At 46.3% G+C, this 24,870-nt stretch carries 26 protein-coding genes; 19 read left to right on the plus strand and 7 right to left on the minus strand.

The features are described from left to right. Positions 1 to 250: 250 nt before the first annotated feature. The 10 genes from AC0YN0_RS08215 (at position 251) to AC0YN0_RS08260 (ending at position 9,323) form a co-directional block, all read left to right on the plus strand. The gene (locus AC0YN0_RS08215; protein ID WP_475820772.1) at positions 251 to 919 is read left to right on the plus strand and encodes a pentapeptide repeat-containing protein; all 669 of its coding nucleotides are present in this window, start codon (positions 251 to 253) and stop codon (positions 917 to 919) included. A 221-nt stretch (positions 920 to 1,140) separates the two neighbouring features. Next, positions 1,141 to 1,851, plus strand: coding sequence for a response regulator transcription factor (locus AC0YN0_RS08220; protein ID WP_475820773.1), 711 nt, complete (start codon positions 1,141 to 1,143; stop codon positions 1,849 to 1,851). Continuing rightward, entirely contained in the window at positions 1,824 to 3,185 is a 1,362-nt protein-coding gene (locus tag AC0YN0_RS08225) for a sensor histidine kinase (RefSeq protein WP_475820774.1), read from the plus strand. Before AC0YN0_RS08220 ends, AC0YN0_RS08225 begins: the two co-directional genes overlap by 28 nt. A gap of 52 nt (positions 3,186 to 3,237) precedes the next feature. Beyond that, positions 3,238 to 4,002 carry a hypothetical protein gene (locus AC0YN0_RS08230; RefSeq protein ID WP_475820775.1) on the plus strand — a complete coding sequence of 255 codons (765 nt, stop codon included), beginning with the start codon at positions 3,238 to 3,240 and terminating at the stop codon, positions 4,000 to 4,002. Positions 4,003 to 4,452: 450 nt separating this feature from the next. Then, positions 4,453 to 5,058, plus strand: coding sequence for an IS3 family transposase (locus AC0YN0_RS08235; RefSeq protein WP_475820776.1), 606 nt, complete (start codon positions 4,453 to 4,455; stop codon positions 5,056 to 5,058). Positions 5,059 to 5,081: 23 nt separating this feature from the next. Then, positions 5,082 to 5,297 carry an IS3 family transposase gene (locus AC0YN0_RS08240; RefSeq protein ID WP_475820777.1) on the plus strand — a complete coding sequence of 72 codons (216 nt, stop codon included), beginning with the start codon at positions 5,082 to 5,084 and terminating at the stop codon, positions 5,295 to 5,297. 195 nt (positions 5,298 to 5,492) lie between these two features. After that, positions 5,493 to 6,632 (plus strand): 5-methyltetrahydropteroyltriglutamate--homocysteine S-methyltransferase, encoded by a 1,140-nt coding sequence (locus tag AC0YN0_RS08245; protein ID WP_475820778.1) that lies wholly within the window; start codon positions 5,493 to 5,495, stop codon positions 6,630 to 6,632. Positions 6,633 to 6,951: 319 nt separating this feature from the next. Continuing rightward, a complete protein-coding gene (locus AC0YN0_RS08250) occupies positions 6,952 to 8,049 on the plus strand; it encodes a polysaccharide deacetylase family protein (RefSeq protein ID WP_475820779.1) in 1,098 nt (365 codons plus the stop codon). 204 nt (positions 8,050 to 8,253) lie between these two features. Further along, the gene (locus tag AC0YN0_RS08255) at positions 8,254 to 8,784 is read left to right on the plus strand and encodes a GNAT family N-acetyltransferase (protein ID WP_475820780.1); all 531 of its coding nucleotides are present in this window, start codon (positions 8,254 to 8,256) and stop codon (positions 8,782 to 8,784) included. Between the two features lie 146 nt (positions 8,785 to 8,930). Then, the gene (locus tag AC0YN0_RS08260; protein ID WP_475820781.1) at positions 8,931 to 9,323 is read left to right on the plus strand and encodes a hypothetical protein; all 393 of its coding nucleotides are present in this window, start codon (positions 8,931 to 8,933) and stop codon (positions 9,321 to 9,323) included. A 28-nt stretch (positions 9,324 to 9,351) separates the two neighbouring features. On the opposite strand, the gene arsC is transcribed toward AC0YN0_RS08260, so the two are convergent. The 3 genes from arsC to AC0YN0_RS08275 are packed head-to-tail and all read right to left on the minus strand — an operon-like array spanning position 9,352 to position 11,434. After that, entirely contained in the window at positions 9,352 to 9,777 is a 426-nt protein-coding gene (gene arsC / locus AC0YN0_RS08265) for an arsenate reductase (thioredoxin) (protein ID WP_475820782.1), read from the minus strand. Positions 9,778 to 9,819: 42 nt separating this feature from the next. Further along, entirely contained in the window at positions 9,820 to 11,112 is a 1,293-nt protein-coding gene (locus tag AC0YN0_RS08270; protein WP_475820783.1) for an arsenic transporter, read from the minus strand. 13 nt (positions 11,113 to 11,125) lie between these two features. Continuing rightward, entirely contained in the window at positions 11,126 to 11,434 is a 309-nt protein-coding gene (locus AC0YN0_RS08275) for an ArsR/SmtB family transcription factor (RefSeq protein ID WP_475820784.1), read from the minus strand. Positions 11,435 to 11,721: 287 nt separating this feature from the next. Between AC0YN0_RS08275 and AC0YN0_RS08280 the strand changes: the two genes are divergently transcribed. The 4 genes from AC0YN0_RS08280 (at position 11,722) to AC0YN0_RS08295 (ending at position 16,335) form a co-directional block, all read left to right on the plus strand. Beyond that, on the plus strand, positions 11,722 to 13,065 hold the full coding sequence (locus AC0YN0_RS08280) for an FAD-binding oxidoreductase (protein ID WP_475820785.1): 1,344 nt from the start codon (positions 11,722 to 11,724) through the stop codon (positions 13,063 to 13,065). Positions 13,066 to 13,216: 151 nt separating this feature from the next. Further along, positions 13,217 to 13,549 carry an ArsR/SmtB family transcription factor gene (locus AC0YN0_RS08285; RefSeq protein WP_442052999.1) on the plus strand — a complete coding sequence of 111 codons (333 nt, stop codon included), beginning with the start codon at positions 13,217 to 13,219 and terminating at the stop codon, positions 13,547 to 13,549. 47 nt (positions 13,550 to 13,596) lie between these two features. Continuing rightward, complete coding sequence (locus AC0YN0_RS08290; RefSeq protein ID WP_475820926.1) at positions 13,597 to 15,798, plus strand: heavy metal translocating P-type ATPase; 2,202 nt, start codon at positions 13,597 to 13,599, stop codon at positions 15,796 to 15,798. 18 nt (positions 15,799 to 15,816) lie between these two features. Then, entirely contained in the window at positions 15,817 to 16,335 is a 519-nt protein-coding gene (locus AC0YN0_RS08295) for a VanZ family protein (protein WP_475820786.1), read from the plus strand. 51 nt (positions 16,336 to 16,386) lie between these two features. Here the strand turns inward: AC0YN0_RS08295 and AC0YN0_RS08300 are convergent, their stop codons facing one another. Further along, entirely contained in the window at positions 16,387 to 17,001 is a 615-nt protein-coding gene (locus tag AC0YN0_RS08300) for an NAD(P)-dependent oxidoreductase (RefSeq protein ID WP_475820787.1), read from the minus strand. Positions 17,002 to 17,021: 20 nt separating this feature from the next. Continuing rightward, positions 17,022 to 17,588 (minus strand): helix-turn-helix domain-containing protein, encoded by a 567-nt coding sequence (locus AC0YN0_RS08305; RefSeq protein ID WP_475820788.1) that lies wholly within the window; start codon positions 17,586 to 17,588, stop codon positions 17,022 to 17,024. 263 nt (positions 17,589 to 17,851) lie between these two features. Here AC0YN0_RS08305 and AC0YN0_RS08310 point away from each other — a divergent pair, with 263 nt between their 5' ends. From AC0YN0_RS08310 to AC0YN0_RS08320, 3 genes are read left to right on the plus strand one after another with little or no spacing between them, the layout of a single operon-like run. Further along, the gene (locus AC0YN0_RS08310) at positions 17,852 to 18,847 is read left to right on the plus strand and encodes a Gfo/Idh/MocA family protein (RefSeq protein ID WP_475820789.1); all 996 of its coding nucleotides are present in this window, start codon (positions 17,852 to 17,854) and stop codon (positions 18,845 to 18,847) included. After that, positions 18,844 to 19,608 carry a sugar phosphate isomerase/epimerase family protein gene (locus tag AC0YN0_RS08315; protein ID WP_475820790.1) on the plus strand — a complete coding sequence of 255 codons (765 nt, stop codon included), beginning with the start codon at positions 18,844 to 18,846 and terminating at the stop codon, positions 19,606 to 19,608. Before AC0YN0_RS08310 ends, AC0YN0_RS08315 begins: the two co-directional genes overlap by 4 nt. Positions 19,609 to 19,627: 19 nt before the next feature. After that, entirely contained in the window at positions 19,628 to 19,990 is a 363-nt protein-coding gene (locus AC0YN0_RS08320; protein WP_475820791.1) for a cupin domain-containing protein, read from the plus strand. Positions 19,991 to 20,011: 21 nt separating this feature from the next. On the opposite strand, the gene AC0YN0_RS08325 is transcribed toward AC0YN0_RS08320, so the two are convergent. Further along, the gene (locus tag AC0YN0_RS08325) at positions 20,012 to 20,863 is read right to left on the minus strand and encodes a helix-turn-helix domain-containing protein (RefSeq protein ID WP_475820792.1); all 852 of its coding nucleotides are present in this window, start codon (positions 20,861 to 20,863) and stop codon (positions 20,012 to 20,014) included. 185 nt (positions 20,864 to 21,048) lie between these two features. On the opposite strand from AC0YN0_RS08325, the gene AC0YN0_RS08330 reads away from it, so the two are divergent. Further along, on the plus strand, positions 21,049 to 22,944 hold the full coding sequence (locus AC0YN0_RS08330) for a beta-L-arabinofuranosidase domain-containing protein (protein WP_475820793.1): 1,896 nt from the start codon (positions 21,049 to 21,051) through the stop codon (positions 22,942 to 22,944). A 34-nt stretch (positions 22,945 to 22,978) separates the two neighbouring features. Here the strand turns inward: AC0YN0_RS08330 and AC0YN0_RS08335 are convergent, their stop codons facing one another. Then, positions 22,979 to 23,881 carry a helix-turn-helix domain-containing protein gene (locus AC0YN0_RS08335; RefSeq protein ID WP_475820794.1) on the minus strand — a complete coding sequence of 301 codons (903 nt, stop codon included), beginning with the start codon at positions 23,879 to 23,881 and terminating at the stop codon, positions 22,979 to 22,981. A 146-nt stretch (positions 23,882 to 24,027) separates the two neighbouring features. Here AC0YN0_RS08335 and AC0YN0_RS08340 point away from each other — a divergent pair, with 146 nt between their 5' ends. Next, a complete protein-coding gene (locus AC0YN0_RS08340; RefSeq protein ID WP_475820795.1) occupies positions 24,028 to 24,867 on the plus strand; it encodes a phytanoyl-CoA dioxygenase family protein in 840 nt (279 codons plus the stop codon). Positions 24,868 to 24,870: the final 3 nt, after the last annotated feature.

Below are 24,870 nucleotides of genomic sequence, written 5' to 3' on the forward strand. Positions count from 1 at the left end.
AAGTAATTAATTTATAACATTACCTTGACAGTCAAGGTAGTATGTCGTATTATACAGGTACGGGGTGATTAAGCGAGCGAGAACAAAATTACATCCGATCTGTTTTTCTGACATAACGACACGATAATAGTATGACTTTTATCTGAAGCTGATAATCGCTACATGAATATTTTAGAATTAACGAAAAGGGTAAAGCTGCTCACGCCCGCAACAAAAGCAACTGAAAACTTATTATAAGGGAGATGATGTTATGAATCAAAAATTACCCCGCTCGTTAGAACGTAAGGTGGTAACAAACTTTAGTGCAAGCAACCTGGTGAAGAGTGACTTTGCTGGCGTTACGGCCCATAAAGGACAGTTTAATGGCAGTGCATTGCATGGTTCTGACTTTTCGGGCGCAGATTTGAACGGCAGTTCGTTTAAGAGCAGCGACATGCGCGAAGCTAATTTTGACGGCGCCAATCTAACGGACAGCAGCCTAACCGGACTTGACCTGACAAATGCAAGCTTCAATAAAACAATTCTTGTGCGAACCAATTTCAGCAAGTCGGGGCTTAATGGAGCCAAATTCACGGGAGTAAGACTGACCGACGTGACGTTAACACTGACCGATCTTAGAAAAACGATTTTTAAAGATTGTTTGTTTGATGGGGTTGACTTCAAGTACTCCGACTTAGGTGGTCAGCGTTTTGACGGGCAAACCTTTATCGGCGTTAAGTTTGACAAGGCGGCACTGAACGGAGTTTCGTTTAGGGGAGCAACGCTTAAAAATGTGTCTTTTATTTCAGGTTTTACGTTAACGAAAAAATATTATCGCGTCATTAAAACCATCTGCTTTGACGGAGCGATGATGGATAAGTTGACTTATGCCTCTCTAAAGGGCATGGAGGTCGATCTGTCTAAGGTTACCGTCATCTAAGGGGTATAACAATTTTGAAGGAAGTTTGAAAATGACAGTGTTGTCTGGATGAAGTCCGCGGAGACCGCGGGCTTTATTTTGTTTTGTGATTAAATTTACTTATATTGCTTCATTTTTTATTGAATCACGTTTTCACCTTTCCTGCACGCCTTTGCGTTTCATGCTAATTTCATAATTTATTGGTATATTTAAGTTCTATGGAATTACAGGAGGTAAGGATTATGCGTATCTTACTAGCGGAGGACGATGAGGCGCTTGGTGAGTTAACTGAGCATCAGTTGAAGCGGCAATATCATGTTGTTGATTGGATGAAGGATGGCCTACAGGCGAAGGAAGCTATTTCAGCAGGCCGTTATGATGTATATGTGCTCGATTGGATGCTGCCCCAGATGACCGGTTTGGATCTCGTGCGGGAGATCCGCAGAAAGGAAGATCATACTCCGATTCTGTTACTGACAGCTAGAGATGCTGTTCAAGACCGGGTGGAAGGACTTCGCGCAGGTGCAGATGATTATATGATTAAACCTTTTGCATTCGAGGAACTCGAAGCGCGCTTGATTGCTTTATTCCGGAGGCAGGAACGGGGATATCAGTCCGATACGTTAAGCTTTGGGGATATAACCGCACATCTGAACCGGTTCGAAGTAACACGGGGAGGCGTAGCGATCGCACTTACTCGACGCGAGTTTCAATTGCTTGTATGCTTGATGCGCCATGCGGGGCAAGTGCTGTCACGGGAGCAATTGCTCGATCATGTGTGGGGACTCGGGACGAATGTGACTCTAAACGTTGTAGACGCTACGATTAAATTACTTCGCAAAAAAGTGGACGGGCCTTATGAGTCAAAATGTATTCAAAGCGTCTATGGAGCCGGGTATCGACTGCTAACGAATGGAGAGAAGTCATGTTTAAACGAACGAGAACCCGGCTAACACGAGAATTCTCACTGACCATTGGTATTATCCTGATGATATCAGCGTTCTTCTCCTTATGGATGGTGCAACATATCCTGACGACGACAGAGGACAGTCAGCTCAGGGCATTAAGCAGTCAATTTGAGACAGAGCTGCAAAAGCTGATTGATTCTCCGAAAGGGAAAGCACTGTTTGATACTTCGGCTGGCAGGGAGAAGTTTAGCGCTGCTTATACCCCGAGTGGTTTGCAGTTGAACCAGATGACGTGGCTAATCGATCCGAGCGGGGAGATTATTTTTCAATCCCTTTCAGCTAGCAAGGATGGTCGATCAGGCGAGGAGTTTCCAATTACCGCGCTATTGCCGAGTCTTCTCAAGAAACCGGATAACGATTATCATAATGTTCGAGCTTATGACCGGTCTTTTCGCATCGGAGGGATGGTCATTCCCACAGGTGAGATAAAAGACTATCGGATCATCGTCGCACAGGAAGTGACGAGCGATACCGCATTAATGACGGAGCTGAGATGGGCATTCGCAGGTCTCGCCTTTCTCTTGCTTGCAGCCGGCGGAGTTGCCGGTTATATACTGGCGGGACGATCGATGGGCCCGATCATGCAAGCGTTCCGCAGGCAGGAACAGTTCACTTCCGATGCATCGCATGAGCTGCGGACGCCGCTTAGTATTTTGAAATCGGCCTATGAGGTACTCGGCGAGCAAAGTGATAAGCTGCCTGATTTTCACCGTAATGTGCTTATTAAATCAGGTCGAGAGATTCATCATATGATCCGGATGGTCGATAATTTGCTCGTGCTCGCGCGAAGTGACAACGGTCGGATCGAACTGGCGGTATCTCGCTTTTCATTGAGAAATACGATTAGTCAAGTAGTTGAGCAAGCAGTGACGATTGCGGCGGCAAAGAATGTTAAACTGGAATGGGCTGCCGGCCAGAGCGCTGCAGCTGAGAATGAAGCTATGATCCAAGCCGATGAAGTGCGTATACGGCAGCTTATTCTCATTTTGATTGAGAACGCGATTCAATATAATTGTGAAGGCGGCAAGGTCACGGTTTCGCTGGATGTGAACCCGCAGAAGGCGTCATTCACTGTAAGCGATACGGGCATCGGTATTGAGGAGGAGCATTTGCCTCGAATCTTTGAAAGATATTATCGCATAGACATAGCTAGGACGCGTCGGTCGGAAGGTACTGGCCTCGGACTCGCGATAGCCAAACAGATTGTTGATGCACATCGCGCAAAGATTGAAGTGTGGAGTGAGCCGCTCAAAGGAACGACATTTTGCGTAACAATTCCGAACGTTTCAGATTCTTTTCAGAATGTTACCCTATCTTAATAGATGTAGCCGCCGGGAGACGGACGGTAAGCTTACTAAGGAGGGATTAACAATGAAGAAAAATTGGAAAATCGCGGGCGCAGCACTGCTGATTGCGGTCGCTGTGCCGGTAACCGCCTATGCGTCGGACAGTTTGAGTGACCAGTTGTCGGCTGACAAGAAGAAAGAGAGTTACGCTGTACAAAAGTCAACTCTTGTTGGCAGTAAGGATGAAAAGAGATCCGAAGACAAAGGGGTTAAGCTGGATATCCAGAGTATAGCAGCTTCGAAGCTTGGTCTAGATCAAGCAGCCTTTGAACAAGCTGTGAAGAATGGCAAATCACTCGCAGATATCGCGCAGGAGAAAGGAATTGAGCTCCAACCGCTGATAGACGGAGAAGCGCAGGAGATAGTCGAAGCCATAAAGCTTAAGCACGGTTCGGAAGAGCTAACGTCTGAGGAGCAGGAAAATGTGAAGAAGAAGGCCTGGAGGGAAGCGGAGCGTATCTTCACAATGCCGCTTAATAAGGAAGAAGGTAAGCAAGATGGCATCGGAGGTATGAATATGCGCGCCGCTTTCGAACTGATCGGTATCGACAAATCTGAGTTTGCTGATCAAGTCCAAGCAGGCAAATCGTTCACCGACATCGCAAAGGATCATGGCATAACCCGCCAGCAGTTGATTGACGCGCTGCTGTCCAGTATAAACGAGAAAATCACCGAGGTTGTCACTAATGGCGATATTACACAAGAGCAAGCGGACCAGAAGAAGCAAGCTGCGCTGAAAGATGTTGAGATATTCATCGACCAGACCCAGACGGTTTTTGAAAAGAAATAAGTTTTATTTAGAAGGATCGAAAGGCTAAACTGGTCCCCATAGACTGGACACCTAAAAAAAGGTGTTTAGGCTGTGGGGGCCTTTTTGTATACTGGTATTAGCATTGAGGGAGGGCATCATGAGCAAGAAACTATTCTCTACGTCAGAGCAAGACTGTTCGGGTGTCCTTTCTCTTTTAAGCGTACGCCCCGAGGATTTTTTACGGGAATCCGCAAGTCCAATAATGCCATCTTTCTCATAAATCTTTCTTCCAGCGATCCGCGCTTTGCTCTACACGCTTCATGCCTAGGACTTCGACATTAAACCCTTGGGCTTCAAAAATATTCCTTGGAGACTTGCCCTCTAGATATTGGTCAATGCGAAAGGTGGCTGGTAGCCAAGGGGGAAAACCTAAGCAAAAATAAGCTATTCGAATTGATTCAAGACGCCGTAAACCAGGGATTTAAGCGTATGACGCGTTACCTGTGCGAACTGCTTAACGTATCGCGTTCAGGGTACTACAGCTATCTAAAGGCTGCAGATACCCGCTTAGAGCGAGCCAGACGGGACATGGAAGTTGGCAAACTAATCAAGAAGGCGTTTCATCGAAGAGGCTTTAAGAAGGGCGCTCGCTCCATCAAAATGATCCTGGAAAATGAATTTGATGTGATCTATAACCGAAAAAGAATTCGCAGGCAAATGCGAAATTTAAACCTCGTATGTCCTCACCGAAAGCCCAACTCATACAGACAAATGGCCAAGGCCACTCAGGAACACAGAGTCGTCCCCAATAAGCTGCAACGGGATTTCAAGAAGGGAATCCCGGGTCTTGTTCTGCTCACCGACATCACTTACCTTCCATATGGACGGTCAGAGATGGCTTATTTATCAACGATTCTTGATGCTTCCACGGGGGAACTGCTCGCTTATAACCTCTCCAAACGCTTCACTATGCCCTTAGCGACGGATACGATTAAGAATCTCATGAAGCAACGACGCTTGAAGCTACATAAGGATGCCTTTATCCACTCCGATCAAGGCTGTCACTACACAAGCCTCAATACCAAAAACTGCTAAAGAAGAAGGGACTTGGCCAGTCCATGTCCAGACGAGGGAACTGTTGGGACAACGCTCCTCAAGAGTCCTTCTACGGTCATATGAAAGACCACGTCATAATTCGTAACTGCACCACTTTAGAAGAACTAAAGCTTGAAATCGATCGCTACATCCACTACTACAACCATCACAGATATCAATGGGGATTAAAAAAGATGACCCCTGTTCAGTACAGGAATCATCTATTAACAGCAGCTTAACTCTTTTTTTCAAAGTGTCCTTGACGAAGGGACCAGTTTAAGACACTAGTCTCGGCGGTTTCTTCGTTTAGGACGCATGGATTGAATGTTATAGCCTATTCCTATAACCATGTATAGTTTATTGGTATTGAGTTATAGCCAATTGGATATGTTACCTTATTTATATAATGAATTTGTAATCAAAGGAGATTAACTATGAATACTCAAACCGAACCTAAACAGCGATCCGTTACTCCCTTTCGATATGATATCGTTGGCAGCTTCCTTCGTCCTAAAGTGCTGAAAACCGCTAGATTGCAATACCAAAACGGTGAAATTTCTGCCGATCAACTGAAGATCGTAGAAGATGCAGAGATCGTTAAGCTTGCACAGAAACAAAAAGAGGTTGGTCTTCAAGCTATAACCGACGGAGAATTTCGCCGCTCCTGGTGGCATCTAGATTTTTTCTGGGGATTTGACGGCGTAGAACGGACAATCATTGATCAAGGCTACCAATTTAACGGCGCGCAATCTAGACCCGAAACAGCTCGCTTGACCGGCAAAATAGGTTATAGCAACCATCCGTTTGTTTCGCATTTTGCATTTTTGAAAGGAGTTGCTGGTAAGGACGTAGTTGCGCGCCAATCGATACCAGCGGCAGCGCAGTTTTTGTTCGAGCTAGATAGGGCAGAAAATCAGGAAAGCACGAAGGCTATCTATCCAAATCGAGAAGAGCTTGTTTCCGATATTGCAAAAGCGTACAAAACCTCTATGCTTGCTTTCTATGAAGCTGGTTGCCGCAGCATCCAAATCGACGATTGTACATGGGGAGCGCTATGCGACGAGCAATTTATGACGATCTTGGAGCAAAACGGCGTGAACGTTGCCGAATACGCGAACGAATTCGCGAGGCTGAACGAAGAAGTTGTATCCAACCTGCCGGACGATCTCGTTGTAACGACACATGTATGCCGGGGTAACTATGTTTCGACTTATGCAGGAGTTGGCGGAGGTTATGAACCAATTGCGCAGACCCTCCTGGGTATCGATAACTATTCCGGTTACTATTTGGAGTTTGACACCGAGCGCGCAGGCGATTTTAAGCCTCTTCGTTTCTTGAAGAACAACCAGCAGGTCGTGCTAGGTCTGTTTTCCTCGAAATTTGGTGAGCTTGAAAGCAAGGAAGATATACGGAAGCGTATTGAAGAAGCGAAGCAATACGTTGATATTGACCGAATTTGCTTGAGCCCGCAATGCGGCTTTGCTTCTACGGAAGAAGGCAATTATCTGACAGAGGAGCAACAATGGAGGAAGCTCGCTTTTATTAAGGAAATTGCGGATGAAATTTGGAAATGAGTTATAGTCTATGAACTCTTTAAGAGGCCGCTTTTAACGCGGTCTTTTTTTTATGATATTGTTTTTACGATAGTAAAATAAAGATGAAAGTAGCAGGAATATACATTGCAAACCGCATAAACAGCGGTTTTTTTGTTGTACGGATATAAACGATACGATGTTGTCCAACCTCGATGGATTCGATGAGGCTTTCTACCTTTGTTTATGATTTTCGAATCATTTATTCATATTATTCAATTTTACAAAACAAAACATAGGTTTTACAATAGGGTCAATGGTATCATGTTGGAAGGAGATACCATAGAATGGGGGATTTCTGATGACAAACTCGGTAATTACTCGCGGCAATTCAGCGGTTTCTCACTGTGCCTTTACGTTCGATGACGGTCCGATGCGGATTCCTGTTGATGCATGGCTGGATGCTTTGGAGCAGGGAGGGGCGTGCGGGACGTTTTTTTTAACGGGAGAGTGGTTCGATCGATACCCGGCGAAAGCAAGAGAAATGCTCGCTAGGGGCCATGAGCTCACAACGCATACGTACCATCACCGCAATATGGCACATGTGACCAAATCCGTTTTCTTCGAAGAGCTGAAGCTGGCTGAGCTCGCTTATCAAGAAGCAACGGGACGGTCGGTTCCGACCTTCATGCGTTTTCCTTACGCCTCTTATCGGGAGGAGAATTTGGAATGGCTCCGGGAGTGGAACTACATGGTCATCGAGGGGGAGGATACCGTCGACTGGTCGGGACCACCGAGCGCGCAACTTGTGGAGCGGGTGATACCGAAGCTGGTTAATGGGTCTATTCTAATGTTTCATGCCAATGAAATCGCCAAAGAGACACCGCAGGCCGTTAAATCGCTTGTACACCATACTCACACTAAAGGTCTTGCCGTTGTCCCCGTATCCGAACTGCTTCATGCTGATGGGGTCAGAGCAGGCGAGCGTAGCTGGCAAGTTCGCTTCAAACCGACTCTCCACGGTTCTTTCCATAGTGAGCAGTGGAAACGAATAACTGGAGAAGATGAATTACGGAAGCTGGCCGCCGATTCGCTAGAATGGGGAAACCCGAAAGCCCCTACAGGGACCGGTGCCTATAGGAAATGGCTACAAGAACTCTCAATGCTGGTCCAGTCAGATGGCGAAACGCGTTTTGTCGCTCGCAGCTTTGCCGACCAGCACTGGGCATACGTTCGTGCTTCCGTCCGCGGCGGCGCGCTCGAGCTGGAGGACTTTGCTACGAAGGAATCACATGCGGATGCCTTGGTATATATCCTGCAATGGGCGGCACATGAGGCATCAGCCTTGGGATGCGAGTGGATTACCAGCACTCAGGACATGCGCCGTATTCACAAGCTGTGTGAACAGCTGGGGTTCGAAGCTGAGATTGTTTTGCTAGAAGATTCACAGCTAAGTTGAAGACATATCCAGTACAGCACAACAGCGACAGGCAAGGACTTTTTATTCTCGTCCTTGCCTGTCGTTGTTCAATTTCTTTTGACACCGGCACCGCTTGTGAGACGGCGCAAACCGTTCGAACTGCGGCGAGTTGCAGCATGGTATCGTGGAATTCACTTCGCTTTAAAATCAGATTAATATAAATTGTTCCAAAGGTGGTTAATGATGATTTACATTGAGACGGAAAGATTGGTGTTGAGGGATTGGAAGGAAGCGGATCTAGGGCCTTTTAGCAGGATGAACGAGGATGAAGAGGTGATGGAGTATTTTCCAAATACCTTAAATGCTGAAGAGACCAAGGCGTTCTATAACAGGATTTTAGACGAGTTTAAGGAATTTGGATTCGGCTTGTACGCGGTTGAGGAGAAAGAAACAAATAGGTTTATTGGGTTCATTGGATTTCATCGCGCTTCGTTTGAGGCGGATTTTACACCTTGCTTGGAGATTGGATGGAGGCTGAACAAAGAGGCATGGGGTAAAGGCTATGCAACGGAGGGAGCAAGAGCATGTTTGCTATATGGCTTAGATAGATTAGGCTTTAACGAGGTGTTTAGTTTTACAGCGGATATTAACGAGCCTTCGAAAAAAGTAATGAAGAAAATAGGCCTTTCCTTTGTTAAAACCTTTGATCACCCGAATGTGGAAAACAGTAGTCCGCTTCGCAAGCATGTTTTATATCATATCAAACAAATTTAATCGTCAACTCATTAAACGGAATCCTCAGGAACTTCATGAGCTCAACGTCAGCATGCGTTGACATATGCTGATGGGAAATATTAGTTGTTTCACGATATGAATTCTAGTATTGTGAAATGAGTAAGAGCTTTAGGAGGTAGGATACCATGACTAACGAATTAAAACGCGACCTAATCGCTATCATTTTAGCCGTGTTGATTGTTGGCGGAATCGCCTTTAAAACCTATATGCCCGATGCATTCGCAAGAAAGCCCGCTCTAACTTTGTCAATTGAAGACGCAAGCAATCGACTAGAGCGAATTGTTTCGAACAACGGAACGTATATAACCCGCTTCGATAACCAGGCTCTTGAACCTGTTGTATATGAAGCGTTAGCGCACACTGTTAATGATTACGGGGTTTCGAATGATATTCTATATGTAGCAGAATTAGTGCAGAAATATAATGACGGTGGGAGCGTAGAGAACTTACAAGAAGCATTAATAATAGTGAACGATATAAGGCAATACGTTGAGAGTAATAGGTTACAAGGCCGTTAAAGAAGTATACGATCAACGGCGCTGGCGTCTACTTTCCATCTCTCACGAACTGTTCGATTCGAGCCTTGATGGCTTCTCTGACCGTACGGAATTGTTCCATAATTTCTACTTCCGTACCAGTAGCTTTGGCTGGGTCATCAAACCCCCAGTGCCATTTGGTGACATTTGGATTCATAATAACAGGACAGTGCTCATCAGCATGACCACAAAGTGTGATGACATAAGTTGTACGATTCAATATCTCTGGATCAATAACATCAGAGCTATTACCGCTAATATCAACACCGGCTTCTTTCATCACTTGAACCGCTCTAGGATTCAAACCATGCGCTTCAAGTCCGGCACTTTTGACTTCGAATTTATCTCCGCCAATGGCATTCAAGAAGCCATCAGCCATTTGACTCCGACAGGAATTCCCCGTACATAGAAAATAAACAAGTGGTTTGTTAGACATTTTTAAAAGACCCCTTAGAATTGGAATTTGAATTTATAGTCTTCAACTTACAACTTTTAGCCAAAGATAAAGCCCGGATAATGTAATAAAGAGGACAGGTACGGTCAGGATAATACCCGTTTTAAAGTATGCTCCCCATGAAATCTTGACACCCTTATTGGATAACACGTGCAACCAAAGCAAGGTAGCTAGCGAACCGATAGGAGTAATCTTCGGACCCAAGTCAGACCCAATCACATTCGCATAAACAAAAGCTTCATGGATCACTCCCGTAGAGTTCGTATTATGAATGGCAAGCGCATTAATCATGACTGTCGGCATGTTATTCATAATCGATGATAGGATAGCGGCTATAAATCCGGACCCGACTGTGGCTACAAATAAGCCTTGATCACCGACCCATTTAAATACATCGCCAAGTTCATCTGTCAGTCCAACATTTCTGAGACCATAAACAACGACATACATTCCAATGGAGAATGTAACTACTGCCCATGGCGCACCTTTTACAAGCTTCCAGGTATGAATCTCCCGGCTTTGACGAGCAAGCAACAAGAAGATGATGGCTGCAACACCAGCTATGATCGATACCGGTACACGAATGAACTCACTTGTTAAATAAGCGATGAGAAGAACGGCGAGAATAAACCATGAAATCTTAAACAGGCGCATGTCCTTAATTACATCAACCGGTTTTTTTAATTGTGCCAAGTCATATTGCTTAGGTATGCTTCTCCGATAGAAGATGAAGAGTACAAGTAAACTTGACGTGACAGAGAACAGAGTAGGGACTATCATACGACTGGCATATTCCGCAAATCCTATTCCGAAAAAGTCAGATGACACGATATTAACCAAGTTACTGACGACTAGCGGAAGGGAAGCGGTATCGGAAATAAAACCGCTTGCCATGATAAACGGAAGTATCATACGATCATCAAATTTCAACGCCCGGACCATGGCCAGTACAATTGGCGTTAAGATAAGTGCAGCACCGTCGTTGGCGAAGAAAGCAGCAACCGCCGCACCCAATAGAATGACGTATACAAACATTAGAATACCGTTTCCTTTGGCAGCTCTAGCCATGTGAAGCGCGGACCACTCAAAGAAACCAATCTCATCGAGAATGAGAGATATCAGAATAACCGCAACAAACGCAAGGGTTGCGTTCCATACGATTTGCGTTACATCCCAGACATCATGAAAATCTACGACCCCAAAGATAAGTGCAATTACTGCACCGCCACATGCTGACCACCCAATGTTAAGTCCTTTTGGCTGCCATATGACGAACACTAACGTTACTAAAAAAATGATTGAAGCAATTGCCAGCATAATGCCTCCTGGTTTATTTACAGCCTTTTACTGCATTGATTTTCTCTTGCATAGATGGAAGTTGATCGATTAGCTGCCTCAAATAAGCTTTGTCATCCAGGTTCAATGAATAGTAAATCCACTGACTACGGCGTTCCTCGTTAATTAGACCGCCGAATCTTAGTTTTTTTAGATGTTGGCTAATGTTCGGCTGGGTTGTTTCTAAAATCTCTACAATATCACAGACACACATCTCCCGGTGCCGTAGTAGCGCCATAATTGTCAACCTGGTTTTATCTGAGAGCAGCTTAAGATTATCGGACATTTCATCTATCTGTTGCAAATGGTTGCCCCCTCTCTGTAACAAGCTTGCTGACTACAGGGTTATTATATACGCGATTGTTTATATAAGTAAATGATTATATTAGCGATTACTTATTTAAATTGAAGCGAAGTTCAGGTTTTCGTGAATTTCTCGACAACCTGGAAAGCCGTAATCATTTGATTACGGCTTTTTATTAATGATCAGCAGAAGCCCATACCTGTCTGATAGACCATACATACGATAAATGGTATCTGCCTAATTCGTTGTAGAAATGTACACTTATTTAATCATAGGGAGTTGGATACGTGAAATCATTAACGAAGCTCACTGGACGAGTGATATTTAAGGGTGATCCGGGATATGATGCGGCTCGAAAGAATTGGGATCCGCATACCGACAGATTTCCTAAAGTATTTGTTTTTGCTCGAAGAACAAAAGATGTAGCAAATGCAATAAAATGGGCCAACAAAAATAACGTACCCATTCGGCCTAGAAGCGGAAGACATGCTTTGGAGACCAACCTCTCCCAGGTCAACGGAGGCATTGTCATCGACGTTAGCGAGATGAAGAAAATCAAGTTAAATAAAAAATGCAGGACTGTTGTGGTTGGTTCCGGTAACCGGGTAGGAAGAATCGTAGATACGTTAGCCCGTAAAGGATTTATCGCTCCGTTCGGCGATAGTCCTTCGGTTGGAATCGGCGGCATTACACTTGGTGGAGGAATTGGTCCTCTCCAAAGGACGACTGGCCTCATTAGTGATAATCTGCTCGAAGTCGAAATGGTTGACGCTAAGGGGAAGGTAATCCTTGCAAACAAAAAACGCAACTCCGATCTCCTGTGGGCTTCCCGCGGTGGCGGTGGGGGCAACTTTGGCGTATATACCAAATATAAATTCAAAGTATTGCGCGCACCAGTCAAAGCTACCGTATTTAACATTACCTGGCCATGGAATCAGTTCGAAGCCGTAGTGAGGAAATGGCAGCAATGGGCTCCTTCCACTAGCACCAAATTGGGCAGCGAGTTATCCGTCGGTCCAAAAAAAGGCGGCAATGTCAGCATGCTAGGACTGTATCTCGGCTCAAAAACAGAGGCTTTACGTTTTCTAGAGCCCATTCTGAGCGTTGGAACGCCTACGCAAAAAACGATCAAGCTGCTTCCGTACCTGCAAGCAACGAAATTTTTGTTAGCTCCCGATCCGGTGCTTACTCAAAAATTCAGCAACCAGTTCTCCAGCGGCTTCGGCAAGCGCCCTTTCCCGGAGAAAGCCTATAAAGTTATGCGCGAGTTTTTGGAGAAAGCTGAAGGCGGTACACCGGCGGGTTTCTTCTTCCTCAACTGGGGCGGAGCTATTAGGCGTATCGCGCCGAAAGCCACCGCTTTCTATTGGCGTAAACCACAATTCTACGTAGAGTGGAACAGCTCTTGGGTTAATCCGTCTCATGCTGCAAAAAATATTTCCTTAGCTAGGAACACCAGAAAGAAGCTCCAGCGATATATCGTTGGCTCCTATATAAACGTGCCAGACCAAGGCATTAAATGTTCTGGTCCGGTTTATTATGGCAAAAACTATTCTAGGCTCCGTAGAGTAAAAGCTAAGTATGATCCGACAAATGTATTTAATAATCCTCAAAGTATTCCACCGGCATAAACGAGACATTAATTAAGCGGAGAGTATAAAATAAAAAAGTCGCGTAATCACGCGGCTTTTTTATTTGAATTTAAGGGGATTTCATATTAACATTCTCTAATATGTTGGAGTATAATACATATTAGAATCGGATAATATGACGGGGGTAAATATGAAACAAGACCTGTTAAATACAAAAGTGAAGTTTATTCGCGGGTTTGGAGATAAGACGCGCATTCAAATTCTAGAATGTATTCAGAATTCGGAGAAGACCGTATCTCAAATCATCGAGGAAGTCCAGGCAAGTCAATCGAGCGTTTCCCAGCATTTGGCTTGTCTCAAGGAATGTGGACTCATCACGAATAGGCAGCACGGAAAGTATATCTATTACAGCTTAAGCAGCGAGAAAATTAGACTTCTCCTAACCATGATCGATGATGTGTTTGCGGAAGTCCAAACAGAAGTAGCGTGTTGCGACCGACATTTCGAAAAGGTTGAGGAGTGATTGTCGTGTCAGATAAAGAGCTTAAGTTCAAAAAAGAGCTAATAGTCATGCCGATATCGAAACAGGAATCAACCGATGTCTCAGTCTGCGAGGACAAGTGTTGTGCATCTTCTGGAACGGCAGAAAAGTTAGGATCCTCAATTAATGAGGTTGAACTTAATCAGAATTTCAAAACTTACTTTATCCAAGGCATGGATTGCAGTTCCTGTGCTCTTACTCTTGAAAATCATTTAAGACAGAATCCAAGTGTCAAAAACGTCACTGTAAACTTTTCTACAGCAAAAATGCACATCGAGCACGAAAATAGTATTGAGGATATTATTAAGGAAGTTGGTAAAACAGGCTACAAGGCTACGCTTTCATCGAAAAATAGAACCACACCCATAGAACAGCGACAAAATCATCAACCTGCAATGATTTTATCAGGGGTTCTACTTCTACTTGGGTTTATTCATGCTCAATTGAATAATGACTCGATGCTAACTACGATATTGTATGCTTGTTCTGTTGCCATTGGCGGCTACAAACCAGCTAGAAGTGCATTTTACGCTGTTAAAAGCCGATCGTTAGATATGAACGTTCTCATGACAATAGCTGCAATAGGCGCTGTGCTAATTGGTGAGTGGTTGGAAGGGGCAACTGTTGTTTGGCTGTTTGCATTGGGGAATGCGCTGCAAACAAGTTCTATCGAACGAACGAGGAATTCGATTAGAAGCTTATTCGATTTGACGCCTCCAATCGCGTGGGTAAAACGCAATGATGAACTAATACAAGTGCCAGTCGATGAGATTCAGTTAGGCGAAGTTATTACCGTGAGGCCTGGCGATAGGGTAGCCCTAGATGGAGAGGTTGTCTCCGGATTTTCAATGGTTAATCAAGCGCCTATAACCGGTGAATCAATGCCTGTCGAGAAACACGCGGGGGATACTGTATATGCAGGTACAATTAACGAACATGGCACCTTGGATGTTAAGGTAACAAAGCATGTTGAAGACACGGCCATCGCCAACATTATTCATCTAGTCGAAGAGGCGCAAGAGCAGAAATCTCCTGCACAAGCTTTTGTTGATAAATTTGCAAAGATATATACACCAATAGTCTTTGTTCTTGCCTTAGTGACGATTGTATTGCCACCGATTTTCGGGATGGGATCATGGTCAGAATGGCTTTATCGCGGGTTAGAATTGCTCGTTGTGGCATGCCCTTGCGCACTGGTCATATCAACGCCTGTAGCGATCGTATCTGCTATTGGCAATGCGGCGAAAAATGGCGTGTTAATCAAGGGAGGGACGTCCCTTGAAACAGCCGGAAGAATAAGTTCCATCGCTTTTGACAAAACTGGAACACTGACCGAAGGTAAACCTAAAGTAACGAGCATCTTTACGTATGGTATTGAAGAAAATGAATTGTTATCTATCGCAAGAACGTTAGAAGAGAGTTCGTCCCATCCCATTGCGCAATCCATCGTTCGGTATGCCAAAGAGAAAGGTGTACCTATTCAAATCGGAGGACAATTCAATAATATTGTTGGGAAGGGGGTTCAGGGTCAAATCTCTGGAATTGAGTATTTTGCCGGAAATCTAAAGTTGTTTCAAGATTTGGAGATCCCTATTACTCGTATTGAAGAACAGGTGGAACAGCTCCAGAGCAGCGGCCACACACTAATCATCATCGGAACGGCGGATACGATAAAAGGTATTATTGCAGTGTCGGATTCAATTCGAGAGACAACGTTAACAGCTATAAAAGGACTTCAAGATACAGGTCTGAAAGAAGTCGTGATGTTAACTGGAGATAATGAAGGGACTGCCAAAAAAATAGCCTTGCAAGCGAATGTATCTCGATATTTCGCGGAGATGATGCCAGAGGATAAAGTGTCTGCTATTAAGAAGCTTCAAGCTGAAGGGCATATAGTCGCTATGGTTGGCGATGGAATAAACGATGCTCCGGCACTAGCAGCATCTGATCTTGGAATTGCCATGGGAGGGGCCGGCACAGATATGGCATTGGAAACTGCAGATGTCGTACTCATGGCAGATCATTTGGAGAAGTTGCCGCACACGATAAAACTAAGCAGAAAAGCAATGCGAATTATAAAGCAGAACATCTGGTTTTCGATTCTAATTAAAGGGATAGCCCTGACTTTAATTTTCCCAGGCTGGCTGACGTTATGGACCGCTGTACTGAGCGATACAGGAGCTGCTGTATTAGTTATTCTAAATAGCATGAGGCTTTTAAGATTTAAATAGATGGGAGGTAACCATATAGTGAAGTCATTGTCTAAAGCCTTGTTAGCCTTATACCTATTAATCCTGCTATGGATCGTTTTATTCAAATTATCGTTTAATTTGTCCTTAATATTAGATTATCAAACTAGAAGTATTAACTTCATTCCATTTGCAGGTACTTCAATCGTAAATGAACGTGGTCATTTGAGAGAGATAATCTATAATTGTGTAGTTTTTATTCCGTTTGGCTTGCTTTTGAGTGTGAATTTCAAAAGAGCCAACTTTGGGCGGAAGCTAGCTTTAGTATTCGTTTTTAGTCTTGCTGCCGAGACAGCTCAATATGCATTTGCTATTGGAGCAACAGATATAACAGATCTAATTACAAATACTCTAGGTGGGTTACTCGGACTGATCGTATATGATTTAAGCAAAACGTATATTAATAATGAAAAACTAGACCGACTTATTGTTTTAGTCGGTACGATTATACTAGTGTTATTTATCTTACTTCTTGGTGTACTATTCTTTAATAACGTAAGGTATCAATCGACACATTAGTCTAGACAAATAAATCAGCGTTGCCATTTGAAGGGGGAATTTTTCAACTTTCTAATAGGCGATGGCAACGGATTCCCGTTCATGTCGACCGTTTTCGATAGCATCCAGGAGAAAAGCGGCAACATCATCGCGTGAAATGCTGCGGCTAGGCTTGGGTGGCAGACCTTCATAAGCGGATCGCCATGTGCCTTTGCCGGACTTGTCCTGTAACCCCATTGGACGAGCAATGGTATACGCTAAGCCTCCATCGCGCAGCGTTGCCACGGCATTTGCATGATCTTTGAGAACATGGCGCAGCATATGCATGATCAGTTTGCCAACGAATCCATTGATCTCTCCATGAATTCCTGCCGAGGCGACATATGCGATACGCTGAATGCCATTGTCTCTCATTGCTGGAGTTAATGCCTCTGCTACTTCTGTAAGAAAAGTAGTGGGGCCCATGCCTTCTGTACCCAAACAACTGATGACAGCGTCATGTCCGGCTATGCAAGCGGACAGCTCCGTCTGCGACTTAACATTCCCTTTGACGACTGACAAATGATTGTGCGATTCCAATTTATTCGGAGAGCGGACGAATGCCGTAACGTCATGACCATTACGAAGCGCCATCCGAGTTACAATTTGACCTGTTTTGCCTGTTGCTCCTATTATAAATAACTTCATGAATGGTCACACTCCTTTATTCAGCCTTCATTATTGGGTTTTGACTGAAGTTCGGTGAAAACCGCTAAATATTTCACCTCTTCGGAAATAGGAACGACAGTATGTTCATGTAACGAATTAAAATAGAGACTGTCACCTGAAGAGAGCAGATATTCCGAACTTCCAACACTGTATCTCATCGTACCGGAAATGACATAAATGAATTCTTCGCCTTCGTGCGAGAAGGTATGTTTATTTATATCGCCCTTACGTGCCATAAATATATAAGGTTGCATGATCTTGTTGTGCCTGCTGGAGGCGAAGGGGTAGAACGAGTAGCCCTTGTTGGTATTCAGCCATTTGCTGACATCCTCGTACTGGCTTGCGCTCACCATCACTGTATCGTTGCTCGATTGCTCTTCGAGCAGATCGGAGACCTTGACGCCCAGTGCGTTGGCAATCTTCATAAGTGTCGATACGGCTGGCATTGCGCTGCCGCTCTCGATTTTCGAAAGCATGCTTTTGGTAAATCCGCATATTTCCGATATTTCCTCCTGCGTACGCTTCTGTTCTCTCCGAATGAGCCGTATCCGTTTTCCCAGATCCATATTGACCTCTTTCTTCGTATCGTAGTGTATTTGTTTAACATACTTCAACTAGGTTGAATTTGCAACATAACAACCTTGTAGCCCCTGATTGATTACTCCAATTTAGAGATGTGGCTTGCAATAGAATAAAGCATGATGTATTATGTCCTTAGTTCAACAAGGTTGAATAATAGTTAATTGAGTGTAATAATTATTGATACGGTTGATTCCAATCTCAAAGGTATGTCCTAATCCTATTCATCATTTAAGGAGGAGAACGATTTATGAAAAGGTATAAGGTTGGTTTGATCGGTGCAGGCGGAGTGACGGAACTTCACTTGGATGGCTACCGCGCACACAAAGATAGGGTAGAAGTGACGGCGATCTGCGACCCGAACGAAGAAATTCTTAATCGCAAGGCCGATCAATATGGCATCCCGCAAAGGTTCACTAATGTAGATGATTTCATCAAGAGCAGCGGAGTAGATGTTGCCATCGTGTGCACGCCTACTTCAATCCGCAAGCAAGTTGTTATTCCGCTTCTGGAAGCCGGCTTTCCTCTGTTTGTCGAGAAACCTTTCTCGGATACGCTGGAAGATGCCATAGAGATTACTAATAAGGCTGTAAAGCTTGGAGTAGCCGTATCCGTGAACCAGAATTTCCGCAGACATTTTACCTTCGATGTCGTAAGAGGGATCGTAAGCGAGGGCAAGATTGGGAAGGTGACCTCCATTCTTTTCAATAACCTGTTCTTCCGCCAGGATAGCGGGTGGCGCGTGCAGTGCGAGCGGCATGCGCTTTCCGTTATGGGCATTCATTGGTTCGACGGCTTCCGTCAAATCCTGGGATCGGAAGCCGTTTCGGTAACCAGCCTGATGCGTTCCTCCTCGGCGATCGAATGCGCAGGAGAAACCGACGCTTCGGTTCAGGTCGACTTTGAGAACGGAGCGATCGCTACTTATGTTCAGAGCTTCTCTTCATCGTTTTCGAGAACCGAATTGATTGTAATCGGCGAGACGGGTACGTTGTTGTGCACATATGGCAAGGTGGAGTTGTACCGTAAGGAGTCCAACACCCCACTGCAGACTTGGGACAACGATGTCTCGCGCGAAATAGCTACGTTCGAGGGACTGAATCATTTGCTGGTGTCGCTGGAAACCGAAGTCCAAGCCCCGAACAGCGCACAGGACAACTTAAAGACAGTCGCCATGCTGGATGCCGCGTACCGATCCGCAGCGGAGCAGCGGACCGTTCTACTGAGTAAGGATACATCTTCATGAGTCTGAAATTCGCTTTCTCACGGCCTACCGAATCAGATGAAGAGAGGAGCCTTTTGTTCCAGGAATACCCCACGGCGGGATATGCAGGATTACAGCTAAAGCCGGGCCAATACGCTCCGTATTTGCAGGAGCCTGAACGTTTCATAGAGGAATGGGGATCGCAGCCTGGAATAACATCCGCCTTGATTGCGGGGGGAATTCTCGACGACGATGGCCGCGCCAGTCTGAATTCATTGTTCGCTTTCGGGGAACGCGTCGGTGCCGGGCGCATCATATTCTGTCACGGCATTTCCCGCAAGCACGTTACGGATGATGATATACGCAGTTATGCCGGTGTACTGTCAGAGCTCGGCAAAGCGGCTGGGCAGCACGGGCTGTCCCTGTCGCTTCACCATCACTTCGACCAGCCTGTGATGTACCGAGAGGATTTTGACCTCTTTTTCGATAGCTTGAAGGAACCAACTGTCGGTTTGACCGTCGATACGGCGCATCTTGTGAAATCGGGGATCTCGGATATCGCCGAACTCATTACGAGCTTCGCTCCATTCATCGACAACTTCCATATGAAGGATTTTGCAAACGGAAACTGGCGGGTGCTGGGAGAGGGGACGATAGACTTCGAACCCATTTTTCGAGCAATCGGCAGCATGGGGTACGACGGCTGGATATCGGCAGACGAGGAAAGTGGCGGAGACATCCGGAATGGAATGAGGCAATGTCTCGATTTTCTACAGAAGGGCCTGCAACGGGGGAATCACTAATATGAAAAGGAGATCAAAGATGGCCACAATTACGAATCTGAGCAAGCCTGAAGAAGGTAGAGTAGCCGACATGGGATGGGGAAAGATCCAATGGCTGTGCGGCAAGGAGATCGACCCCGATGCGGAGATGACATTTGGGATGGTATATATTGAAGCGGGAAAAGAAAACAATCGTCACATCCATCCGAACTGCGAGGAAATCATTTTCGTTCTGTCCGGCGAATGCGATCATACGCTCGGTGACGATGTATACCGCTTAGAGCCCGGCATGATGTTGCGCATTCCCCGCGGCGTTCCCCACAATGCTAGAGTCACGAGCTGGGAGCCCTGTCGGATGATAATCGCTTATTCATCGGCCGATCGGCAGACAGTTGGCGAATAAGCGGAAAAATGATATTACTTGCTATCGGTACTGCTTCCGATATGAATTAGGTGTCTTTCCCGTCAATCTGACGAAACATTTCACGAAATAAGAAAACGAGCCGAACCCGGTTTCCTCGGCAATCCGGCCGATTGGATCATTAGTCCGAAGCAGCATCTGCTTCGCTTGCTCGATTCGATAACGGGTTTGGAACTCAAGCGGCGTACAGCCGAAATGGTTCTTCATGCATAACGAAATATAATTTTCATGAAAATGGAGTTCTCGCGATAGTCGAGAATACGTAATCGTTTCATTAAAATGCGCCCTCAAAAACCGAGCCGCTTCTTCCGCGACTAGGAATTGGGGGCTCTTTATCGTTTTTCCGCCTTCATCCTGAAGAAGCAGCAGAAGGTTTTGGAATTCGGCTTGCTGCTTCATCTTGCTTTCCGTCGTATGCTCTCTCTGCAGATGGTGGAGCGATGCGAATATTTCTTGAGCTCGCCGCGCGTCCGATATGTGGCCGTATTTGGGGATATAAACAGAAAACGTTTCGATCTGCGAATAAGGTTGTGAAGGTTGCGATAAGACTATCGTTTGACGTTCGATGGTCTCAGTCCAATGTCCTAAAGTTTGAAAGTGAAGCCAATGGAAGTGGGTTTCCTCCGTGCACGGAGTAACCGTACGATGGGCTGCATCGGGACGCAAGATCACATATTGATCGGTAGATACCGAGTACTCCATATCCGATTCCTCCAGCACAAGATTTCCCCTTGTGACTAGAATAAGATCAAAAACGCCTATTTGCGAGCGATTGGGGTGCTTCCTGCCGACCGCATAGGTATCATCGCCGCTTATCGTGAAGTGCGGCATTGGAGGAGCTGTAAAGTGAAGCATGATGCGGATTGGCTCCTTTCGGTGTAACGAGTCATTTTAAAATATCAAATAATAAGAAAAGCTGCAATAGATGTTGTAATCGAGCTAAAACAGGTTGTACTCGGATATTCATGATCATCAATGTGGAGTGCTATATTCAAGAGGTCATATTGCCGATAACGTATAGCCGTATAGGAGGCTCCCTAATGAAATTGACGAAAACCGCATTTGACCATTTGCCGCTTGGACAGATCAAACCTGCCGGATGGCTGAAGGATCAGCTGCTGATCCAGGCCGAAGGCTTTACCGGACATCTGGAAGAACACTGGGCGGACGTAGGTCCTGATAACGGTTGGATCGGCGGCGACGGTGAGAGCTGGGAACGTGGTCCTTATTACTTGGACGGACTGTTGCCGCTCGCTTACTTGCTTAACGACGAGAAGCTGATCGCCAAAGCGAACAAATGGGTCGAGTGGTCGCTTGCAAGCCAACGAGAGAACGGGCTCTTCGGTCCGGAACGGATCGAGACGGTCAATCACGATGTAGACAAGGATCAGGACTGGTGGCATTTCATGATTATGCTGAAGGTCATGATGCAGCATGAGGAGGCTACGGGCGACGAAAGAGTTCAGCCGTTTCTAACCAAGTTTTTCAAATACGTACACGCTACGATTGAGGCGCAGCCGCTTAGGGGCTGGGCGAAGACACGTGGCGCCGAGATGCTGTTATGCATCATTTGGTTGTATAAACGTACAGATGATCTTTTTCTAATGGAGCTGGCAGAAATCGTAGCCGCGCAAACGACGGACTGGACCGGCATTTTGCATGATTTTCCGTTCTGGCGGAAAGTCGAGCAATGGGATTGGACGACGCATGTCGTCAATGTCGCGATGGGCGTTAAGACGCCAGGCGTTCTGTACGAATTGCGCGGCGATTCGGTTGATCGCACCGCCGTGCACCGCGGAATTGACTCGCTGATGACCTATCACGGCCAAGCGCACGGCATGTTCTCCGGCGATGAATGGCTTTCGGGTACAAGCCCGTCCCAAGGCGTCGAATTGTGCGCAGTCGTGGAATACATGTTCACGATGGAGCAATTAACACGGATACTAGGGGAGGGTCGGTTCGGTGATATTTTGGAGAAAGTGGCGTTCAATGCGTTGCCCGCGTCTATCTCACCGGATTGGACATCCCACCAGTACGATCAGCAGGTGAATCAAGTCGTTTGCAATGTAGCTTCCCGCACATGGAGCAACGGGCCTGACGCGAATATCTTCGGCCTCGAGCCTAACTTCGGATGCTGTACGTCTAATATGCATCAAGGCTGGCCTAAGCTGACGACCCACTTATGGATGAAAGACAATGATGGCGGCCTGGCGGCCGTATCTTACGCCCCATGCGTGGTGACAACGAAGGTAGGAACAGGAGCAACGGCCGTGTTGGAAGTGAGCGGGGAATATCCGTTCAGAGAACGCATCGCAATCGGACTTACGCTCGATCGCTCGGAACCATTCGCCATATCCTTGAGAATTCCGGAATGGTGCACGCATGCTGCCGTTCGCATCAACGGCGAGCCGGTCGAGCTACGTGTTTCCGATGGTTACGCCAAAGTTACCCGGACATGGACCAGCGGAGATCGGATTGAACTGGACTTGCCAATGGAGATCCGAACGAATAAACGAAATCTGTTCGCTACGAGCGTGGAGCGCGGACCGCTAGTGTACGTGCTGCCTGTCGGGGAAAGCTGGCAGAAAATCAAGGAGAGGGAGATGTTCCACGATTGGGAGATCTATCCTTCCTCCAGCTGGAAATACGGTCTTCTGGCTGACAGTACGTACGAAGTAAGCGAAGCGCCTGTATCGCGCCAGCCGTTCTCGGCAGCCGAAGCGCCGGTTAAACTGAAGGCTCAAGGTCAACTGATCAAAGATTGGCGCATGGAAGGCAACAATGCAGGCACTCCGCCGCTTCATCCAGATACAGCGGGGCAGCCCGTGAAAGTGCTCGAGCTCATTCCATACGGAAGCGCCCGGCTTAGAATCGGTGAGTTTCCTTTAATCGGGGACAGCCAGTCATTTAAGCTTAGCGGCATGGGGAAGCCATAAACAACAAAGTCTATAAGTTTTACAGCAACTAACGTTAGGGTTCTCCAAACAGACGGTTCTTGCTTCTCCCCTTGCGGTAAGCGCCGGGAGCTTGTCCGATTTCGCCCTTGAACGACTTGGCAAAGTGATGCAGGTCGGCGAATCCGCAATAGTCTGCTACCGTATGAAGCGGATAATCGGTCTGCTCAAGAAGCTCGCATGCATGCCGCAGCCGCAGCTGAAGCAAATATTGATGCGGAGGTTGACCGAATTGCTGCTTGAATACGGTACGGAATCGTGAAGGGGACAGATTCGCGCGGCGAGCCATGTCCTCCACCGTAAGCGATTGTGACAAATTCAAGTGCAAATAGGATGTCATCCATTTCAGCGACGAGGCCGAAGGCGCCGTATGCGTGCCAAGCGAAGTATGGTCACGCAGCAGCATGACGATTAATTCAGTGGCTAGCCCTTGCGCCTCCAGTCGATTCAAAGGATCATGCCGATTCCAGCAGTCTACCATTCTCAGCATCGTATCCCGGAATCGAAATGGATCATGCGGCTTGAAACGACTTGGCAGGCGCATGCCGGCTAGATCGTTAACGCGAGGCTGGATCAGTCCGTTATAAGGTGTCAAATCCGTCTGCCCGGCCCTCGTCGGGAAACTTTCCTTGCGGCGAGGATGATAGAAAATGTCGAAATGGGCAAACGGCGTGACGGTCGGGGTCAGTCCTTCCAGCGCATGCAACGTTCGCGGTTGAAGAAGGCAAAACTCTCCGGCGACATAATCGGAGGTTTTGCCTTCTTCCGTAACGCGCAATAGCCCCTCCTGCACATAGATGAGTAAATAATCAAGCAGTCTGCGCTCCGGCATTGTCCATGGATTGCGTACGGCATAATCGCATTCCCGAATATAGGGCAGTATGGGCTGCTGCTCGATCAGCTCGGTTAAACTCTGCATGGAATACCTCTCCTTTTTTTCTATTTTACCATAGTCTGCAGTCGTTTTTGACAAAAAAACAATCGCTTCCTCCAATGCGCGCAGACAACTCTAAGCGCTACAATAACAGCAATAACGCCACTTTAACGGAGAAGGGACCGTGTTAGATGAGCCGAAACGAACTCTCGACATTGCCAATACTGGAACAAAGTTACGATCTGACTGAACAGCAAAAGGCCGACTACCGCCAAAAAGGCCACATCATGCTTCGAAGCGTTGCATCCGCTGAGGAGGTAGACATCTACCGGCCGATTATCGGCGATCTTGTGAAGCGGTTGAATTATCACGATAAACCGCTTGAAGAGCGGGATACGTACGGCAAAGCATTCATCCAAATTCCCAATGTTTGGAGAGAGAGCGAGGCGGCGGCGAAGTTCGTGCTTGCCAAGCGGTTCGCGAAAATTGCCGCTGAGCTCATGGGGGTAGAAAGCGTTCGAATCTACCACGATCAAGCGCTGTACAAAGAACCGGGAGGCGGTCATACGCCATGGCATCAAGACCAAATCTATTGGCCGCTCGACAGCGACAAAACCGTTACGCTATGGATGCCGCTCGTACCGATATCCGAAGAGGTAGGCTCCATGACCTTTGCTTCCGAATCCCACAAGCAGGGTTATATAAGCAAGACCGTTATTTCCGATGAATCGCATCGAACGCTTAAAGCTTTCATTGAAAGCAAAGGACTTGATCAAGTGCAATACGGCGCTATGTCTGCCGGTGACGTTACGTTCCATGCAGGTTGGACGCTGCATTCCGCGCCGGGCAATCCAACGGATACCATGCGCGAGGTCATTACGATTATTTATTATGCAGATGGCACGAAAGTGTCCGAACTTGACAGCAATGCGCGCAAAAATGATTTGATTTCATGGCTTCCGGGCTGCGTTACCGGCGAGGCGGCGGCCAGCCATTTAAATCCCGTCGTTTATTCCGTTCAAGGAGAGTAGATA

It is taken from the genome of Paenibacillus sp. J22P218, assembly GCF_056269195.1.

What these genes read in the sequence shown, in the direction of transcription:
- AC0YN0_RS08340 (WP_475820795.1), top strand. Translation starts at nt 24,028, where the DNA reads ATGAGCCGAAACGAACTCTCGACATTGCCAATACTGGAACAAAGTTAC.
- arsC (WP_475820782.1), bottom strand. Translation starts at nt 9,777, where the DNA reads ATGTCTAACAAACCACTTGTTTATTTTCTATGTACGGGGAATTCCTGT.
- AC0YN0_RS08270 (WP_475820783.1), bottom strand. Translation starts at nt 11,112, where the DNA reads ATGCTGGCAATTGCTTCAATCATTTTTTTAGTAACGTTAGTGTTCGTC.
- AC0YN0_RS08225 (WP_475820774.1), top strand. Translation starts at nt 1,824, where the DNA reads ATGTTTAAACGAACGAGAACCCGGCTAACACGAGAATTCTCACTGACC.
- AC0YN0_RS08240 (WP_475820777.1), top strand. Translation starts at nt 5,082, where the DNA reads ATGTCCAGACGAGGGAACTGTTGGGACAACGCTCCTCAAGAGTCCTTC.
- AC0YN0_RS08310 (WP_475820789.1), top strand. Translation starts at nt 17,852, where the DNA reads ATGAAAAGGTATAAGGTTGGTTTGATCGGTGCAGGCGGAGTGACGGAA.
- AC0YN0_RS08300 (WP_475820787.1), bottom strand. Translation starts at nt 17,001, where the DNA reads ATGAAGTTATTTATAATAGGAGCAACAGGCAAAACAGGTCAAATTGTA.
- AC0YN0_RS08305 (WP_475820788.1), bottom strand. Translation starts at nt 17,588, where the DNA reads ATGGATCTGGGAAAACGGATACGGCTCATTCGGAGAGAACAGAAGCGT.
- AC0YN0_RS08330 (WP_475820793.1), top strand. Translation starts at nt 21,049, where the DNA reads ATGAAATTGACGAAAACCGCATTTGACCATTTGCCGCTTGGACAGATC.
- AC0YN0_RS08235 (WP_475820776.1), top strand. Translation starts at nt 4,453, where the DNA reads ATGACGCGTTACCTGTGCGAACTGCTTAACGTATCGCGTTCAGGGTAC.
- AC0YN0_RS08230 (WP_475820775.1), top strand. Translation starts at nt 3,238, where the DNA reads ATGAAGAAAAATTGGAAAATCGCGGGCGCAGCACTGCTGATTGCGGTC.
- AC0YN0_RS08290 (WP_475820926.1), top strand. Translation starts at nt 13,597, where the DNA reads ATGCCGATATCGAAACAGGAATCAACCGATGTCTCAGTCTGCGAGGAC.
- AC0YN0_RS08315 (WP_475820790.1), top strand. Translation starts at nt 18,844, where the DNA reads ATGAGTCTGAAATTCGCTTTCTCACGGCCTACCGAATCAGATGAAGAG.
- AC0YN0_RS08250 (WP_475820779.1), top strand. Translation starts at nt 6,952, where the DNA reads ATGACAAACTCGGTAATTACTCGCGGCAATTCAGCGGTTTCTCACTGT.
- AC0YN0_RS08335 (WP_475820794.1), bottom strand. Translation starts at nt 23,881, where the DNA reads ATGCAGAGTTTAACCGAGCTGATCGAGCAGCAGCCCATACTGCCCTAT.
- AC0YN0_RS08325 (WP_475820792.1), bottom strand. Translation starts at nt 20,863, where the DNA reads ATGCTTCACTTTACAGCTCCTCCAATGCCGCACTTCACGATAAGCGGC.
- AC0YN0_RS08215 (WP_475820772.1), top strand. Translation starts at nt 251, where the DNA reads ATGAATCAAAAATTACCCCGCTCGTTAGAACGTAAGGTGGTAACAAAC.
- AC0YN0_RS08220 (WP_475820773.1), top strand. Translation starts at nt 1,141, where the DNA reads ATGCGTATCTTACTAGCGGAGGACGATGAGGCGCTTGGTGAGTTAACT.
- AC0YN0_RS08245 (WP_475820778.1), top strand. Translation starts at nt 5,493, where the DNA reads ATGAATACTCAAACCGAACCTAAACAGCGATCCGTTACTCCCTTTCGA.
- AC0YN0_RS08260 (WP_475820781.1), top strand. Translation starts at nt 8,931, where the DNA reads ATGACTAACGAATTAAAACGCGACCTAATCGCTATCATTTTAGCCGTG.
- AC0YN0_RS08255 (WP_475820780.1), top strand. Translation starts at nt 8,254, where the DNA reads ATGATTTACATTGAGACGGAAAGATTGGTGTTGAGGGATTGGAAGGAA.
- AC0YN0_RS08320 (WP_475820791.1), top strand. Translation starts at nt 19,628, where the DNA reads ATGGCCACAATTACGAATCTGAGCAAGCCTGAAGAAGGTAGAGTAGCC.
- AC0YN0_RS08285 (WP_442052999.1), top strand. Translation starts at nt 13,217, where the DNA reads ATGAAACAAGACCTGTTAAATACAAAAGTGAAGTTTATTCGCGGGTTT.